Origin of the sequence: Dietzia lutea (assembly GCF_003096075.1) — a bacterium.
Classification (GTDB): Bacteria; Actinomycetota; Actinomycetes; order Mycobacteriales; family Mycobacteriaceae; genus Dietzia; species Dietzia lutea.
In genome coordinates this window covers 1023698-1039104 of sequence record NZ_CP015449.1, presented here as the reverse complement: position 1 = coordinate 1039104, position 15407 = coordinate 1023698, and the positions used below count along the sequence as shown (strand labels likewise).

The 15407-nt window shown below is 73.4% G+C and carries 13 protein-coding genes; 7 read left to right on the top strand and 6 right to left on the bottom strand.

Translation table 11 applies throughout. The features are described from left to right. Positions 1-2: 2 nt before the first annotated feature. From A6035_RS04665 to A6035_RS04650, 4 genes are read left to right on the top strand one after another with little or no spacing between them, the layout of a single operon-like run. On the top strand, positions 3-974 hold the full coding sequence (locus A6035_RS04665) for a metal ABC transporter substrate-binding protein (RefSeq protein WP_167400706.1): 972 nt from the start codon (positions 3-5) through the stop codon (positions 972-974). Then, the gene (locus A6035_RS04660) at positions 971-1789 is read left to right on the top strand and encodes a metal ABC transporter ATP-binding protein (RefSeq protein WP_108846816.1); all 819 of its coding nucleotides are present in this window, start codon (positions 971-973) and stop codon (positions 1787-1789) included. Before A6035_RS04665 ends, A6035_RS04660 begins: the two co-directional genes overlap by 4 nt. Then, positions 1786-2655, top strand: a complete 870-nt coding sequence (locus tag A6035_RS04655; RefSeq protein ID WP_108846815.1) for a metal ABC transporter permease — start codon at positions 1786-1788, stop codon at positions 2653-2655. The genes A6035_RS04660 and A6035_RS04655 overlap by 4 nt, the downstream gene beginning before the upstream one ends. Then, a complete protein-coding gene (locus A6035_RS04650) occupies positions 2652-3338 on the top strand; it encodes a metal-dependent transcriptional regulator (RefSeq protein WP_108846814.1) in 687 nt (228 codons plus the stop codon). Before A6035_RS04655 ends, A6035_RS04650 begins: the two co-directional genes overlap by 4 nt. Before the next feature lie 177 nt (positions 3339-3515). Here the strand turns inward: A6035_RS04650 and A6035_RS04645 are convergent, their stop codons facing one another. Continuing rightward, positions 3516-3962, bottom strand: a complete 447-nt coding sequence (locus tag A6035_RS04645; RefSeq protein ID WP_108846813.1) for a hypothetical protein — start codon at positions 3960-3962, stop codon at positions 3516-3518. A gap of 84 nt (positions 3963-4046) precedes the next feature. Continuing rightward, a complete protein-coding gene (locus A6035_RS04640; protein ID WP_108846812.1) occupies positions 4047-5438 on the bottom strand; it encodes an FAD-binding oxidoreductase in 1392 nt (463 codons plus the stop codon). A 107-nt stretch (positions 5439-5545) separates the two neighbouring features. On the opposite strand from A6035_RS04640, the gene A6035_RS04635 reads away from it, so the two are divergent. After that, positions 5546-6577, top strand: a complete 1032-nt coding sequence (locus A6035_RS04635; RefSeq protein WP_200836471.1) for an SLAC1 family transporter — start codon at positions 5546-5548, stop codon at positions 6575-6577. Positions 6578-6687: 110 nt separating this feature from the next. Here the strand turns inward: A6035_RS04635 and A6035_RS04630 are convergent, their stop codons facing one another. Beyond that, the gene (locus tag A6035_RS04630) at positions 6688-10011 is read right to left on the bottom strand and encodes an error-prone DNA polymerase (protein WP_208635559.1); all 3324 of its coding nucleotides are present in this window, start codon (positions 10009-10011) and stop codon (positions 6688-6690) included. Between the two features lie 33 nt (positions 10012-10044). After that, on the bottom strand, positions 10045-10968 hold the full coding sequence (locus A6035_RS04625; protein ID WP_108846810.1) for a sucrase ferredoxin: 924 nt from the start codon (positions 10966-10968) through the stop codon (positions 10045-10047). Positions 10969-11054: 86 nt separating this feature from the next. Between A6035_RS04625 and A6035_RS04620 the strand changes: the two genes are divergently transcribed. Next, complete coding sequence (locus A6035_RS04620; protein WP_108846809.1) at positions 11055-11696, top strand: AMIN-like domain-containing (lipo)protein; 642 nt, start codon at positions 11055-11057, stop codon at positions 11694-11696. 50 nt (positions 11697-11746) lie between these two features. Here A6035_RS04620 and A6035_RS04615 read toward each other — a convergent pair whose 3' ends face one another. Continuing rightward, positions 11747-13399 carry a DNA polymerase Y family protein gene (locus A6035_RS04615; protein ID WP_108849074.1) on the bottom strand — a complete coding sequence of 551 codons (1653 nt, stop codon included), beginning with the start codon at positions 13397-13399 and terminating at the stop codon, positions 11747-11749. Further along, positions 13396-14256, bottom strand: coding sequence for a hypothetical protein (locus A6035_RS04610; RefSeq protein ID WP_244192537.1), 861 nt, complete (start codon positions 14254-14256; stop codon positions 13396-13398). Before A6035_RS04610 ends, A6035_RS04615 begins: the two co-directional genes overlap by 4 nt. A gap of 195 nt (positions 14257-14451) precedes the next feature. Between A6035_RS04610 and A6035_RS04605 the strand changes: the two genes are divergently transcribed. Then, on the top strand, positions 14452-15405 hold the full coding sequence (locus tag A6035_RS04605; RefSeq protein ID WP_108846808.1) for an L-lactate dehydrogenase: 954 nt from the start codon (positions 14452-14454) through the stop codon (positions 15403-15405). The last annotated feature ends 2 nt before the right edge of the window (positions 15406-15407 follow it).

Genomic DNA, 15407 nt, shown 5'->3' with positions numbered 1-15407 from the left:
GTATGCCGAAACCCGGAGGCGCTGCCGCCCGTAGCGTTGCCACCCGCCGCGCAGCCGCCGCAACGCTCGCCACTGCGCTCGCGCTGCTGTCCGGGTGTGCGGTCGGCGCCACCGGCCCGGCGGACGTCGACGACCGCCAGCGGTCCGACGCGTCCGGGGGCCGGGTGGTGGTGGCCACGACGTTCACGATCCTGGCCGACATGGTCGGGCGCGTCGGCGGCGACCGCGTGGTGGTCGAGTCCGTCACCACGCCGGGGGCCGACGTGCATCACTACGAGCCGACCGTCGAGGACCTCAAGCGGGTCGAGGGCGCGGACCTCGTGGTGAGCAACGGGCTGGGGATGGACGACTGGCTCCTGCGGTTCATCGACGGGACCGACGCCGCCCACCTCGTCACCACGGACGGGGTCGAACCCCTGCCCATCCGTGCGGGCAACTACACCGGCCGACCCAATCCCCACGCGTGGATGTCGCCGGTCGAGGGTGCACGCTACGTCCGCGCGATCGCCGACGCCCTCGCCGACCTCGATCCGGACGGCGCCGCGGAGTACCGCGCCCGCGCCGAGGACTACGTCACCGACCTGGAGGAGATGGCGGTCCGCGCCCGCGAGGCGGTGGCGTCGGTGCCGGAGGACCGCCGCGTACTCGTCACCTGCGAGGGCGCGTTCTCCTACCTGGCCCGCGACCTCGGGCTGGAGGAGCTGTACCTGTGGCCGGTCAACAGCGAGAACCAGGGTTTGCCCCGGCAGGTCACCGCGTTGATCGACCGGATCCGCGAGCGGCAGATCCCCGCCGTGTTCTGCGAGTCGACGGTCTCGGACGCCGCCATGGAGCAGGTCGCCGCCGAGACCGGCAGCCGCCTGGCGGGCCTGCTGTACGTCGACTCGCTCTCCGGCCCCACCGGGCCCGTGCCCACTTATCTCGACCTCCTCGACCACGACCTCGAGACCATCACCCGGGAGCTGACCTCATGACCGATCGGCCACTGCCCTTCTCCCCGGACGCCGGCCCGCTCGCCGTCGTCGTCTCCGACCTCACCGTCGACCGCGGGCAGGTCCGGGCCCTCGACGCGGTCTCGCTGTCCGCGCCGCGGGGGGAGATCACCGTCCTGCTCGGCCCCAACGGCTCCGGCAAGTCGACCCTGCTGCAGGCACTGCTCGGCCTGGTCACCCCCACGACGGGCTCCGTCCGCCTCCTCGGGACGTCCGTCCACGGCGCGCTGCGCAGCGGCCGGGTCGCGGCGGTGCCGCAGGCCGACGGCATCGACGAGCACTTCCCCGTCACGGCCGCCGAGGTCGTCATGCAGGGCCGCCGTCACTTCACCGGGCCGTGGCGTCGGCCGTCGGGACGCGACCGGGACGCCGTGGCGGACGCCCTCGAGAGGGTGGGCCTGTCGGGGCTCGCGTCGCGGCGCATCGGCGAGCTCTCGGGCGGCCAGCGCCGCCGGGTCATGTTGGCGCGGTGCCTGGCCCAGGAGGCCGACCTGCTCCTGCTCGACGAGCCGTTCAACGGGATGGACGCCGGCAGCGAAGAGGTCTACATCGACGTCCTGCGCGAGCTCACCGCCGGCGGCCGCACCGTGCTGGTCTCCACCCACCACCTGGGCACCGTCGAGCGGCTCGCCGATTCGGTGGCCCTGCTCAACGGCAGCCTGGTCGCCCACGGCCCGGTCGCCGAGACCACGACGCCGCATGTCCTGTCGACCCTGCTCGGGGCCCGCCTCCCCGGGGCCGCCGACTCCACCCCGGACGCCGCCGCGTCCCCTGTCACCGATCGGGCCGTCTCGTGATCGAACTCCTCACCGAACCGATGTCGTACGAGTTCATGCGCCGCGCCCTGCTCGTGGTGACGGCCTCCGGGGTCGCCGGCGCGCTGCTGAGCTGCTGGCTGGTCCATATGGGGTGGTCGCTCATGGGCGACGCCGTGTCGCACGCGGTGCTGCCCGGAGTGGTGATCGCGGCGCTGACCGGCATCCCGTTCGCGGTCGGCGCCCTCGTCGCGGCGCTCATCGCGGTGTGGTTGATCGGCGCGGTGCGCGAGAGCGGGACCGTGCGACCGGACGCGGCGATGGGCATCGTCTTCACCGCCCTGTTCTCACTCGGCCTCGTCCTCATCGCCCGCTTCCCCAGCCAGCAGGACCTGCATTCGATCCTGTTCGGCTCCGTGCTCGGCGTCCGCGACTCCGACCTCGTGCAGGTGCTCGTGGTCTCCGCGTTCACGGTGATCGTGCTCCTCGCGTTCCGGCGCGACCTGATCCTGTTGGCGTTCGACCGTCTCCACGCCCACACCCTGGGGCTGCGCACCCGGGCGCTCACGGCCCTGCTGTTGGCGACGCTGGCCACCGCGACGGTCGCCGGGGTGCAGTCCGTGGGTGTGATCCTGGTGGTGGCGACGCTCATCATGCCGGGCGCGACCGCTCAGTTGGTGGCGGACACGATGCGGGGGACGATGGCCCTTGCCGTCGTCGTCGCCCTGATCGGCGGGGTCACCGGCCTGTACCTCGGCTACTACGCCGACCTCCCGCCTGGCCCGGTCGTGGTCCTCACCCAGGCGGTCATCTTCGCGGCGGCGCAGTTGCTCGCGCCCCGGCGCGGGGTGATCCCGCGGGCGGTGGCGAGCGCCCGCGGGCGACGATCGGGGATGATGGCCATATGACCGTCGACCCGCCGCGAGCCCTCGCCGACCTCACCCCGACGATCCAGGCCTACCTCATGGCCGTGCACGCGCTCGGCGCCGGCGGCGACCCGGTGACCTCGAGCGCGCTGGCCGAGCGTCTCGGCGCGTCGCCCTCCTCCGTGAGCGAGGGCGTCCGCAAGCTGGTCGCGATGGGCCTGGCCGAGCACCGCCCGTACGCGCCGGTGGTGCTCACGGAGGCGGGTCGGTCGTTCGCGGTGGCGATGGTGCGGCGGCACCGGATCATCGAGACGTTCCTCGCCCGCTGCCTGGACTACCCGTGGGACGAGGTGCACGCCGAGGCCGATGCGCTCGAGCACGTGGTCTCGGACCGGTTCGTCGACGCCCTCGACGTGTTCCTCGACCACCCGCACCGCGATCCCCACGGCGATCCGATCCCCACCCGCGACGGCCACCTCGACCCGCTCGGCGACACCCCGCTGGATCGCGTCGAGGAGGGCTCTACGGGTGTGGTGACCCGGGTCTCCGACCGCGACAACGCCGTCCTGCGCCACCTCGCCGAGATCGGCCTGCGCCCCGATTCCCCCGTGGAGGTGGTCTCCCGGCAGGTCGAGTTGGGGATCATCTCGGTGTCGTTGTCGGGCCGGGTCGTGCAGGTGGGCACGCCGGTGGCCGCGGCGGTGCGGGTGCGCGTCGACGACTGACGTCGGGCGCACCGGGCGGTGCCGGGCGGCGCCGGCCCAGGCGCGCCCGCCTACCGGGCGGTGCCGGGCCCATGCGCGCTCGCCTACCGGGCGGGGAGGGGGGGGCGGCGCTTGCCTACCGGCAGCGAGGGGGCGACGACGACGAGGGCCGCGTCCGCCCCGCTCCCCCGCGGTCGCTCAGGCGGCGTGGGGGACGGTAATCGGCGGTCGGGTGTTGGTGGGAGCGGCGGTGTCCGGGCGATCAGATCGGGCCGCCCGCGCGGCCGGCCGTCGCAGGCCCAGCGCGAGGAGCGTGGCCAGGGCAATCGCCCCGTCGATGGCGGCCGCGGCGGGTGCGCCGGTCACGTCGTGACGGAGCAGGAGCACGGCGGTCATGGTCATGGACGCCTTGTGGAAGATCACGACCAGCCACAGCACGGCCGCTCCCGGCGGGGTCGCGCCGAGGTAGGCGGACAGGGCCGCGAAGACCAGCAGCCCGTAGGCGCGCCAGTAGCCGGTGAGTTGGTATTCGGGTGTGATGGTGGGCGCCTCGAGGCCTGCGGCGACGCCCAGGCCGAGCGCCACCGCCGCGGTCGTCAGCAGCAGGGACCGGTAGAGCAGCAGGCAGAGTCGGTCGGTGGCCATGAGTTGGATGCTCGTCGACCGGGCGCGACCGCGCATCGGGGAGATCCCCGGGATCGGGCCTGATTCCGGGCCGGGGAACGGCCGCTACAGCATCGTGCCGGGGTTGAGGATCCCCTGCGGGTCGAGCGCGTTCTTGATGCGCCGGGTCAGTTCCATGACGTCGTCGCCCAGCTGCGCGGGCAGCCACGGCGCCTTGAGGCGTCCGACGCCGTGCTCGCCCGTGATCGTCCCGCCCATCCCGATCGCGAGGTCCATCACCTCGCCGAACGCCAGGCGGGCCCGCTCGGCGCGGTCCGGGTCGTCGTCGGTGAGGACGATGATGGGGTGGGTGTTGCCGTCACCGGCGTGGGCGACGAGGGCGATCGGGACGTCCCGACGCGCGGAGATCTCCTCGATCCCCGCGACGAGCCGGGGCAGGGAGGGCAGCGGCACGCCGACGTCCTCGAGGAGCAGTGTCCCGACCTTGCCCAGGCTCGTGAACGCGGCCCGGCGCGCCATGGTGAACTGTTCGCCCTCGTCGGGGTCGTCGGTGGCGAAGACCTCGGTGGCGCCGTGGGTACGGAAGGCCTCGGCCATGAACTCGGTCTCGGCCGCGCGGTCGGGTCCGGTCAGGTCGGACTGGGCGAGCAGCATCGCGCCGGCGTCGGTGTCGAGTCCCATCCTCAGGTCCGCCTCGACGGCCCGGATGCTGACGGTTTCCATGAACTCGAGCATCGCGGGGCGGATCCGGCTGGTGATGGCCAGGACCGCCTCGCTGCAGGCGACGACGTCGGGGAAGATCCCCACCACCGTCGACCGCGGTGGTTGGGCGGGGATCAGTCGCAGGATGATCTCGGTGACGACGCCCAGCGTCCCCTCGCTGCCGACGAACAGTTTCGTCAGGCTCAGTCCGGCGGTGTCCTTGAGCCGCGGTCCGCCGAGTCGGACGGCGGTGCCGTCGGCCAGGACGACCGTCATCCCGAGGACGTAGTCGGTGGTGACGCCGTACTTCACGCAGCACAGTCCGCCGGCGTTGGTCGCGATGTTGCCGCCGATCGAGCAGATCTCGTAGGAGGACGGGTCCGGCGGGTACCAGAGGCCGTGTTCGGCGACGGCCTGCTTGACCTCGGCGTTGTACAACCCCGGTTGGACGGTGGCGGTGCGGGTGACGGGGTCGACGTGGAGGTCGCGCATGAGTTCCGTGGACAGGACTATCCCGCCGTCCACGGCGGTGGCGCCGCCGGACAGCCCGGATCCCGCGCCACGCGGGACGATCGGCACGGAGTGGGTGCTCGCCCAGCGCATGACCTCCTGGACGTCCTCGGTGGTGCGTGCGCGCACCACGGCGAGGGGCGTACCGGGGTCGGGGGCCTTGGCCCAGTCCTGCCGGTAGCTCTGCAGGACGTCGGGGTCGGTGATGAGGTGTGAGTGGTCGAGACGGGTGCGGAGGTCGTCGAGTGCCGCGGCGGGGTGACGGTCGGCGGAGGGGACGCTCATGCCCCGAAGGTACGGCGTCGTCCCGCCCGCCGCCGCGGTATCCGTGCACGGTCCGCGCTCTTCCCCCCGGTTCTTCGCGCGGGGTCGGCCGGGGGCATAGTGTCCTGGTGACCGAGACCCCCGGAGCAGGACGAGGACCTGCGGCGCCCGGTGTTCCCGGCCCGGGGCCGGCGTGGTTCGGCGCGGTGATGGGCACCGGTGGCCTGGCCACGCTTCTGCAGATCCACTCTGGGCGGGTGCCCGGTTTCTCGTCGGCCGCGGTGGTCATGCTCGTCGCGGGATGGGTCCTTTTGGTCGGGCTGGGCACGGGGTTCGCCAGGTCGGTGGCGCGCGATCCGGACATGTGGACGTCGTCTGTGCGGGACGCGGCGATGCTCCCGCTGTGGGGCATGGTCTCGATGGGACTGCTCGCGGTGGGGTCGGCGACGTTCATCGTTGTGGAGGCCCATGCGCCGATGCTGTCGTGGATCGCCTTCGGCGTGGATGTGGCGTTGTGGGCCGCGGGCACGGTGCTCGGCCTAGCCACGGCGGTGGGGTTCGCGGTGTGGCTGCTCGCCACGCGACCCGACCATCCGCTCCCCACGTGGGCGTTGCCGATGGTGCCGCCGATGGTCTCGGCGACGGCGGGTGGCGTGATCGCCCGGCAGTTCGAGTCGGATGTCGCCAGGGTCCTGTTGTCGGCGGCGTGCGTGTTCTGCTTCGTGCTGGCACTGGCACTGGGGGGCGCGGTGATCGTGACGGCGTACCACCATGCGTGGTTCCGCACGCCGGTGCCGGTGGTGTTGTCGACCTCGACATGGATTCCGCTGGGGATCGTGGGGCAGTCCACGGCGGCGGCGCAGGTGCTCTCGGGTCCGGCGCTGGCGGGTGTGGCGCGGGCGTACGGGGCCACCGTGCTGGTCGCCGGTGCGGGACTGGGCGCGTTCGCGGTGCTGACGACGGTGCGGGGGTTCCTGGCCCGGATGCCGTTCACTCCGGGGTGGTGGGCCATGACCTATCCGTTGTCGACCTGCGGCCTGGGCGCTCACTACCTCGGATGGCATGCGGCGAGCCTGCTGACGGTGGCGGTCCTCATCGCCATCTGGGTGTTGTGCGCGGTCGCCAGCGTCCGCGCGATCGCCTCGGTGCGGGCCGCCTGACGCCGTCCGTCGGTGTGGTCCCTCGGTGTGGCCCCTCTGGCCGCCGCCCCTCGGTGCCGGCCGCCTGACACCGCCGCTCGGTGTGGCCCCTCTGGTGCCGCCCCGGGTGGTCACCGGAAGTCCCTGCTGTGACCGATGGCCATGCCGAGGTGGAGACGTTCGATCTTGTCCGCCACCACGCTGACCGCGCCCGAGCGGTTCTCCACCGTGCCGCGGACGATGAGCGCCGGGGCCGAGGAGACGATCGGCCGGTAGCGCGCCCACAGCCCGACCGAGCAGACGATGTTGGTCATGCCGGTCTCGTCCTCGAGGCTGAGGAAGGTCACGCCCTCCGCGGTGGCGGGCCGCTGTCGGTGGGTGACCGCCCCGGCGACCCGGATGCGGCTGCCGTCGGGGACGTGCGCGAGCCCGGCGGTGGTGCACACCCCCTGGGAGTCGAGCCACGGCCGGGCGTGGACGGTCGGGTACTCCTCCGGGCTGATGCCGGTGGCGGCGAGGTCCGCGGAGGTCAGTTCGAGAACGCTCATCCCGGGGAGCGCGGGAGCGTCGACCTGGCTGAGCCCGGGCAGCATGCCGGGCTTCTCACGGGCCGCGGTGGCCGCCGACCACAGGGCCGCGCGGCGTCCTCCCGTGCCGAGCGAGTCGAGCGCCCCGGCGGTGGCCAGTGCCTCCATCTGCCGGACGGACAGCCCGGTGCGCCCGGCGAGGTCGGCCGCGGAGGTGTAGGGGCCATGACTGTCGCGCTCGTCGGCGATCGCGGTGGCCAGATCCTCCCCGATCGCCCGCACGGACTCCAGGCCGAGGCGCACCTCTGTGCCGTCGTTCTCACAGGTGGCGCCGCCGAGCGAGCGGTTGACGCACGGCCGGTGCACGGTGACACCGTGCCTGCGGGCGTCGGCCACCAGCGACTGGGGTGAGTAGAAGCCCATGGGCTGGCTGCGCAGCAGGGCGGCGCAGAAGATCGCCGGGTGGTGACACTTGAACCACGCGGAGTAGTAGACGATCGCGGCGAAGGACTGGGAGTGGCTCTCGGGGAAGCCGTAGTTGGCGAAGGCGCACATCTTCTCCCAGATCCGCTCCCCCACCTCCGGGCCGGTGTACGGGGTCCCCGGCGGACTGGTGCCGATGCCGTGCAGTTCGCGCATGCCCGCGAAGAACCGCTCCTTCAGCCGCGCCATCCGTTCCGGGGACCGCTTGGCCCCCATCGCCCGGCGCAGCTGGTCGGCCTCCGCGCCGGTGAAGCCGGCGATCACCGTGGCGATCTGCATGAGCTGCTCCTGGAACAGGGGGATCCCCAGCGTCCGCCCCAGCACCGACTCGAGCGCCGGGTGGTCGAACACCACCTTCTCCCGGCCGTTGCGCCGACGGATGTAGGGGTGGACGGAACCACCCTGGATGGGACCCGGACGGATGAGGGCGACCTCCACCACGAGGTCGTAGAACGTCCGGGGTCGCAGCCGCGGCAGGGTGGCCATCTGGGCGCGTGACTCCACCTGGAACACGCCCACGGAGTCGCCGCGGCAGAGCATCTCGTAGACCTGTGGGTCCGCGAGGTCCAGTCGGGCCAGGTCCACGTCGAGGTCCTTGTGCTCGGCCGCCAGGTCGATGGCGTGGTGGAGTGCGGTGAGCATGCCCAGACCCAGCATGTCGAACTTGACCAGTCCGACCGCCGCGCAGTCGTCCTTGTCCCACTGCAGCACCGTCCGCCCCGGCATCCGCGCCCATTCGACGGGCACCACGTCGGCCACCGGGCGGTCACAGATCACCATGCCGCCGGAGTGGATGCCCAGGTGTCGGGGCAGGCCGACGAGCTGCCGTGCCAGCGCGAGCACGTCGGGCGGGACGGTGTGCTCGGTGGCCTCCCGCTCGTGGTTCTTCAGTCCCGACCACCGGTCGACGCTCTTGGACCAGGCGTCCTGCTGCCCCGGGGAGTATCCGAGCGCCCGGGCCACGTCCCGCACCGCCGAGCGCCCTCGGTAGGTGATGACGTTGGCCACCTGGGCGGCGTAGTCCCGCCCGTACCGGGAGTAGACGTACTGGATGGCCTCCTCCCGACGACCGGACTCGATGTCCACGTCGATGTCGGGCGGGCCGTCGCGCTCAGGCGCCAGGAACCGCTCGAAGAGGAGTTGGGCGCGCACCGGGTCGACGTTGGTGATGCCCAGTGAGTAGCAGACCGCCGAGTTGGCGGCCGAGCCCCGGCCCTGGCAGAGGATGCCCTCGCGGCGGCAGAACTCGACGATGTCGTGGACCACGAGGAAGTACCCGGGGAAACCCAGCTCGGCGATCACCTTCAGCTCGCGGTCGATCTGCGCGTACGCCTCCGGTGCCTCCTCGCGGGTGCCGTAGCGGCGGGCGGCGCCGGCGTAGGCGAGCTCGGCGAGCATGGTGTCCTCGGTGTGGCCCTCGGGGACGTCGAACGGCGGCAGCTGCGGGGCGATGAGCCGCAGGTCGAACGCGCACTCCCGGCCCAGCCTGTCGGCCCCGGCGACGGCGTCGGGCCACCGGTCGAACAGGTCGGCCATCTCCTCTCCCGAGCGCAGGTGGGCGCCGCCCGCCGCGGGCAGGTGTGCGGCGTGGGTCTCGAGCGCGTCACGCGCGCCGAGGGCCGCCATGACCGAGGCCAACCGCGCGTCCTCGGGCCCCGCGCAGTGGGCGGCGGTCGTGGCCACGACGGGGAGCCCCGCCCGGGCTGCGAGTCCGGCCAGCGCGTCGCACCGCTCGGTGTCCTCGGGCACCCCGTGACAGGTGAGTTCCACGACCACCCTGTCCCGCCCGAACAGCTCGACCAGCTGGTCCAGGGCCGTGCGGGCTGCCGCGATGTCGAAATCGGGGGCTCCGGTGCCGCCGCGTTCCAGCGCACGACGGACGCGGCCGCGTCGGCAACCGGTGAGCACGTACCAGTGGCCCCCGGCCGCCTCCGCGAGCTCCGTGATCTCGTACCGCGGCTCGCCCTTGGCCCCGCCCCGCAGGTGGGCGCGGGCGATCGCGCGGGACAGCCGGCGGTACCCCTCCTGCCCCCTGGCGAGAACGAGCAGGTGCTCGCCGCCCGGCAGGGACAGCTCCGCCCCGAACACCGTGGCCAGGCCCAGCTCGGAGGCGGCTTCGGCGAAACGCACGACCCCGTACAGACCGTCGTGGTCGGTGATCGCGAGGGCCGTGAGCCCCAGTTCGGCCGCCGCCTCCGCCATCGCCTCGGGCGAGGAGGCGCCGTCGAGGAAGCTGAACGCCGTGTGGGCGTGCAGCTCCGCGTACGGCACGCGTCCCTGGACGCGCGGCCGCTGCGGGGGCGTGTAGTCACCCCGTGTGCGCGACCATGCGGGGGCGTCGCTGCCGTCGCCGGGATGGGGGTTCTCGGGCCCTCGCGGGTTCGGCCGCCCGGACAGCACCCGTTCGAGCTCTCCCCAGCTCCTGGGTCCGTGGTACCAGTTCACCGGGGCTCACCCGCCCGGTGCCGGTGGGTGCGGTCAGAGCCGGGTGAAGGACTCCACGACCCATGCGGAGGCCTTTCCCGGTGGCTTACGGCAGCTCTGCGCGCGGGGCGGGAGCGGGCGTGTGCCGGTCTCGACGCGCCAGGCGCGGCCGTCGGCGTGCTGGACGACGGCCACGTGCGGGGCGTCCGGGTCGATGTCGACGACGAGGTCGTCGATCCCCGCCTCCACGCCGGAGTCGCGGACGGCCACCTCCGCCACCTGCCCGGCCGGCGGCCACGTGCTGCGCCCCCGCAGGTGCTCGGTGACGACCCGGCCGTCCAGTTCGGCCTCGACGATGCGGACCGCGAGGTCGGTCTCCGCGGGCCCGTAGGTGTACCCGGTCCCGGGTAGCAGCAGGACCGGGGCGAAGCGGTGTCCGCCGGTGTGGGAGCACTCCCACACCGCGGAGTCCGGGTCGAGCGAGGACAGACGGTTCCCGAGACGGGACTCGAGTCCGGCCACGACCGGGCGGCCCCGGACGGCACAGCACTGATCGCGCTTGGCGTGGGTACAGACGAGGACCACGGGCCCCTCGACCTCACGGGTGCCGTCCACGTGTCCACCGGGTGAGAGATCGAGGTCGAGCATGTCCGCGGGTCGGTCGACGCGGCCGACCCTGATGCTCCGCCGACCGGGGCGCGTGTCACAGAGGTAGAAGCGGTGCCGGTCGATGCGCTGACCCTCGCGGCCGGGCCGCCTGATGAACAGCATGCGGGACCCGCAGTCGGATACGTGCTTCTTGAGGCGCTCGGAGAGCTCGTCGCCCAGCGCCTCTCCGTCGAAGATGTCGCGCCCCCATCGCGCGGGGACCTCCAACAACACCCACGATTCCTCGTGGGCAGCGGTGCCGGCCGGTGGTTCGTCGGCCGACTGGAGCGAACACCAGGCGGGGACTGGGGCGGGATCGATGACTGACACGCCCCCATGGTGCCCCACCGTGCGAAATGGTGTAACTGTAGCCACCTTGTGGGACAAAAGTGATTAGAGGGCTTTAGGGTGAGGCCATGCGTACCCGACACCGCCGCTTCGCCGCGGCCGCCGCCCTGACCGCCGCCGCGTCCCTGGCACTGGTGGGATGCGGGACCGACACCTCGACCGACGCCCCCGCCACGAACCCGACGACCACCGCCGGCTCCTCGCCCGCCGCCCAGGCGCAGAACCTGTCCCCGGAGGAGACCGAGGCCGCCGACCCCACGGCCGGTCCGGCGGACTCCGCACCCAAGAGCGAGACCCCGGATGCCGCCGCAGGGCGCGCCGAGCTGGTCGTGTCCGAGATCCGGATGGGTGACTACCAGGGTGAGGACCGCGTGGTCTTCGAACTCGACGGTCGCGGCGTCCCGAGCTACTCCGTGGACTACGTGGACGCCCCCGCCCAGCAGGGCAGCGGTTTCCCCGTGGAGGTGCAGGGCGACTCGTTCCTCCAGGTGATGATCGGCGGCCAGATCCTGCCGACCGAGACCGGCATGGAGGAGGTCCCCGTGGGCACCGTGACGGGTGACGAGGCCACCGGGGTGGCCGGCGTGGCGTTCGCGGGGCAGTTCGAGGGACAGGCGCAGGCGGTGATCGGTCTCGAGGGCACCGACCGGGCCTTCTCCGCCTTCCTCCTGCAGAACCCGACCCGTCTGGTGGTGGACATCGAGCGCTGATCGCGACCCGGGGCCGGGCACGGCCGACCGGGGCGTGAGCGACCGGATCATCATTCGTAGACCCCCTCGACCGTCCAGTTCTCCGACCCGTCCCCGAGCACGCCGCAGAGCAGCAACGCGGCCGCACGCTCGGGGACGACCTGCATGCGGGCCCGGGGCCGGCGGGGTTCACCGTCGGGCGTGGGCTCCCACCAGGCCTCGTCGATCGGCCACGGCCGCGACCACCCGAGCAGCGCGCAGCGGCGACCGCCCACCTCGATGGCGGCGGGTCGCGCGCTGAGCAGACCGCGGGGGGTCACCGCGACGGCCGCCCCCTCCGCGCTGCGCAGCACGACTCCCCCGGCGAGCGGGACCCGCGCCGCGACGGCGGCCCCCGGGTCACCGTTCTCGCGGATCTCGAGCCGGTAGCCCGGTCCGGGCCACACCACCGACGGCGAGGGCGCGGGCAGCGCACCCGGCCACGGACCGCGGGCGGCGGGCTCGGCCGGGGCGTCCCCGTACGACAGGCAGCGCACCCGGTCGGCCGGACCGCGGCCACCCACCTCCACCGGCACCCGGACGGCCTCGGGCCCGAGCAGTCCCTGGACGCGCACGAGCGCGCGGTGGACGCGGGCCTCCGCGAGCCCGGCCTCGCCCCACAGCCCCTCCTGGACGCGACCGGCGGGGACGACCTCCACCGGTTCCAGGACGAGGGCGGCGACCGCGCCCCCGGCCCCGCCGGCGATCGCGGTGCCGGTGAGCCAGCCCTCGAGTTGCCAGCGCAGCCGGTCGGCGGTGCCCTCCGGGGTGAGCGGCGACGAGCACCGCCACACCCGGTTGACCTCCGTGCCCCCCTCGACCCGGGCCGTGATGGACAGCCGCAGACACGAGACCCCGGCCGCGGCGAGCACGGCGTGTAGTTCCCCCGCCAGCCGCCGGCCGAGGAACGCCGCCTCGTCGACCCGCTCCAGGGGCGGATCGCACCGGTGCTCGACCGCCGAGCCCGTGGGCACCGCGGTCACCGACGGCGGGCGCCACGGGACCGCGCGGGCGATCCGGTGCGCCACCGACCCGGCCTCGCCGAAACGGGTGGCCACGTCCCGCGGCGGGAGGGCGGCGAAATCGCCCAGCGTCCGCACGCCGAGGCGGTGCAGGAGGCCGACCAGCTCCGACAGCACCTCGGGCTCCCCCAGCGCGGGTTCCACCACGAGCGCCTCCACGGGCAGACCCGCCAAATAGTCGGCGTCCCCACCCGGCTCCAACAGCGCCGAGCCACGGGCGCCGAGCACGGCCGTGGGCAGTTCGTCGGCGAGTCCCACCTGGCACTCCACCCCCGCCGCGGCCACCGCGTCGACCACACGGGTGACGACCTGCTCGACCCCGCCGTGGAAACGCAGCGCCCCGGCCGCGGAGAACACGAACAGGCCGGGCCTCAGCACCTCGATCCCCGGGACGACGGCGTCGAGCGCCTGCACCACGGGCTCGAACCACGCGGCGTCCCGCGCCGGGTCCGCGGCGACCACCACGAGCTCCGGGCAGCGGAACTGGGCCTCGCGCCGACGCAACCCACGACGCACCCCCACCGCACGGGCGACGGCGTTGCACGCCAGCACCCCGCGGGGCCCGATCACCGCCAACGGCAGGTGGAGACCGTGCCCCTCGGCCCGGGCCGCCGCGACCGCCGGCCAGTCCGGGCACCACACCGCCATGACCCGGGCGCTCATCCCGCCGCCACCCATTCCGCGGTCCGGGCGGGCGCGGCCCGTCCGGAGCAGCGCACCACGGTGGAGACCGAGGCCAGCCGGCCCGTGCCCGCGCCCAGACCGCCGTAGCGGCAGTGCCGCCCCGCCAGCGTCAGCTCCGCGCCGGGCCAACCCGGGCCCACCAGGAGCACCGCGCCCGCGGCCCGCACCCGGCCGGCGAGCACCCGCGCCCGGGACGGGGCGACGGCCGCGACCGCCGGACCGAGCAGGACCAGGTCCAGCCCATCGAGCAGGACAGACACGACCGCCGCCGGGTCCGGGCCGGGATCGGGCACGAGCGCCAGACAGTCCAACCGACCGCCCTGTTCCGCCACGGCCGCCACCCCGAGCTCGGGCCATCCCACGACCGCGCACCGGGCACCGGACGCCGTGGCCGCGGCCAACAGGCCGACCCGTAGGGTGGCGCTGCCGGAGACCGCCGTGACACGGCCTGCGGGCAACACCCCGCCCGGCACCAGATGCGCCACGGACTCCGGCACGGCCACGCCGGGCACGGCCGCGGCGGGTGCCGCGGTCGGGCCGGCGACGGGAGCGGAGGCGGCGACGCCGGTGGGTGCGGACGCCACGGGGGCGGGACCCGCGACGACGGGCGCGACGTCTCCGGGGCCCTCCGGATGCGCGGCGGCCGCGGGCGGGGTCGTCGAGCGCGGCGGCACGGCGGGAGCCGACGGGCGCGGGGCCGAGGGCGCGGTCGACCGCGCGGCCGCGGGCGGACCCCCGCCCGGCATCGCGGCCAGGCGGCGCCGCAGTTCCGCGACCCGGTCCGCCGTGTCGAGGTCGGCCAGATCGGCAACAGCAGCAGCGTCCATTACCATCATCAGAACCTCCCGTCACGCGCGACACGCCGTCGAGCACGTAATCGAACTATTTTTCGACCACGGGAACAGTGAACACCACGGGTACGACACCGCGCAAGAACACCTGTTCGAGACGGGTTCTCCTCGTCGTCGTCACCCGGTTGTTCACCACGACTACGCCCGCCGTGTCGTACCGGGGGCCTACCCTCGGTGACCATGAAGGCCTCCATCGGGAACCGCATCGTGCTCATCGGCGCCGGCGACGTCGGCATCGCCTACGCCTACGCGCTGGTCAACCAGGGTCTGGCCGACCATCTGGCCATCATCGACATCGACCGCGACAAACTCGTGGGCGAGGTCATGGACCTCAACCACGGCGTCGTGTGGGCGCCCTCCCCCACCCTCGTCACCGAGGGCACCTACGACGACTGCACCGACGCCACGATGGTGGTGATCTGCGCCGGGGCCGCCCAGAAGCCCGGCGAGACCCGCCTCGACCTGGTCGACAAGAACATGGCGCTGTTCGAGAAGATCGTCGGCGACGTCATGGCGACAGGCTTCGACGGCATCCTGCTGGTGGCCACCAACCCCGTCGACATCCTCGCCCAGGCCACCTGGCGCTACTCCGGGCTGCCGTCGGCGCAGGTGATCGGGTCCGGGACGATCCTCGACTCCGCACGGTTCCGGTTCATGCTGGGCGAGTACTACGGCGTCGCCCCGATGAGCGTGCACGCCTCGATCATCGGTGAACACGGCGACACCGAACTGCCGGTGCTCTCCTCCGCCAACGTCTCCGGGGTGCCGCTGCGCCGCGACCTGGACGGCGACCCCGCCAAGCGGGAACGGCTCGCACAGATCTTCACCGAGACGCGGGACGCCGCCTACCGGATCATCGACTCGAAGGGCTCCACCAGCTACGGCATCGGCATGGGCCTGGCCCGCATCACCCGCGCCGTGCTGCGCAACGAACAGGTCTCCCTACCCGTGTCCACCCTGCTGCGGGGCGAGTACGGCGAGGACGGGATCTTCATCGGGGTGCCCGCCGTGATCGGACGGACCGGCGTGCACCGGGTGGTGGAGCTGGAGCTCGACACCACCGAGCGCGAACAGTTCGCCCGCAGCGCGAGCGCGCTGCGGGCGGTGTCCGAACAGTTCGAGATCCTGAGATGAGC

Bases quoted from the DNA above. Each gene is read 5' to 3' on its own strand.
- A6035_RS04610 (WP_244192537.1), bottom strand. From the start codon at position 14,256: ATGATGGTAATGGACGCTGCTGCTGTTGCCGATCTGGCCGACCTCGAC.
- A6035_RS04665 (WP_167400706.1), top strand. From the start codon at position 3: ATGCCGAAACCCGGAGGCGCTGCCGCCCGTAGCGTTGCCACCCGCCGC.
- A6035_RS04640 (WP_108846812.1), bottom strand. From the start codon at position 5,438: ATGAGCGTCCCCTCCGCCGACCGTCACCCCGCCGCGGCACTCGACGAC.
- A6035_RS04650 (WP_108846814.1), top strand. From the start codon at position 2,652: ATGACCGTCGACCCGCCGCGAGCCCTCGCCGACCTCACCCCGACGATC.
- A6035_RS04605 (WP_108846808.1), top strand. From the start codon at position 14,452: ATGAAGGCCTCCATCGGGAACCGCATCGTGCTCATCGGCGCCGGCGAC.
- A6035_RS04645 (WP_108846813.1), bottom strand. From the start codon at position 3,962: ATGGCCACCGACCGACTCTGCCTGCTGCTCTACCGGTCCCTGCTGCTG.
- A6035_RS04660 (WP_108846816.1), top strand. From the start codon at position 971: ATGACCGATCGGCCACTGCCCTTCTCCCCGGACGCCGGCCCGCTCGCC.
- A6035_RS04620 (WP_108846809.1), top strand. From the start codon at position 11,055: ATGCGTACCCGACACCGCCGCTTCGCCGCGGCCGCCGCCCTGACCGCC.
- A6035_RS04615 (WP_108849074.1), bottom strand. From the start codon at position 13,399: ATGAGCGCCCGGGTCATGGCGGTGTGGTGCCCGGACTGGCCGGCGGTC.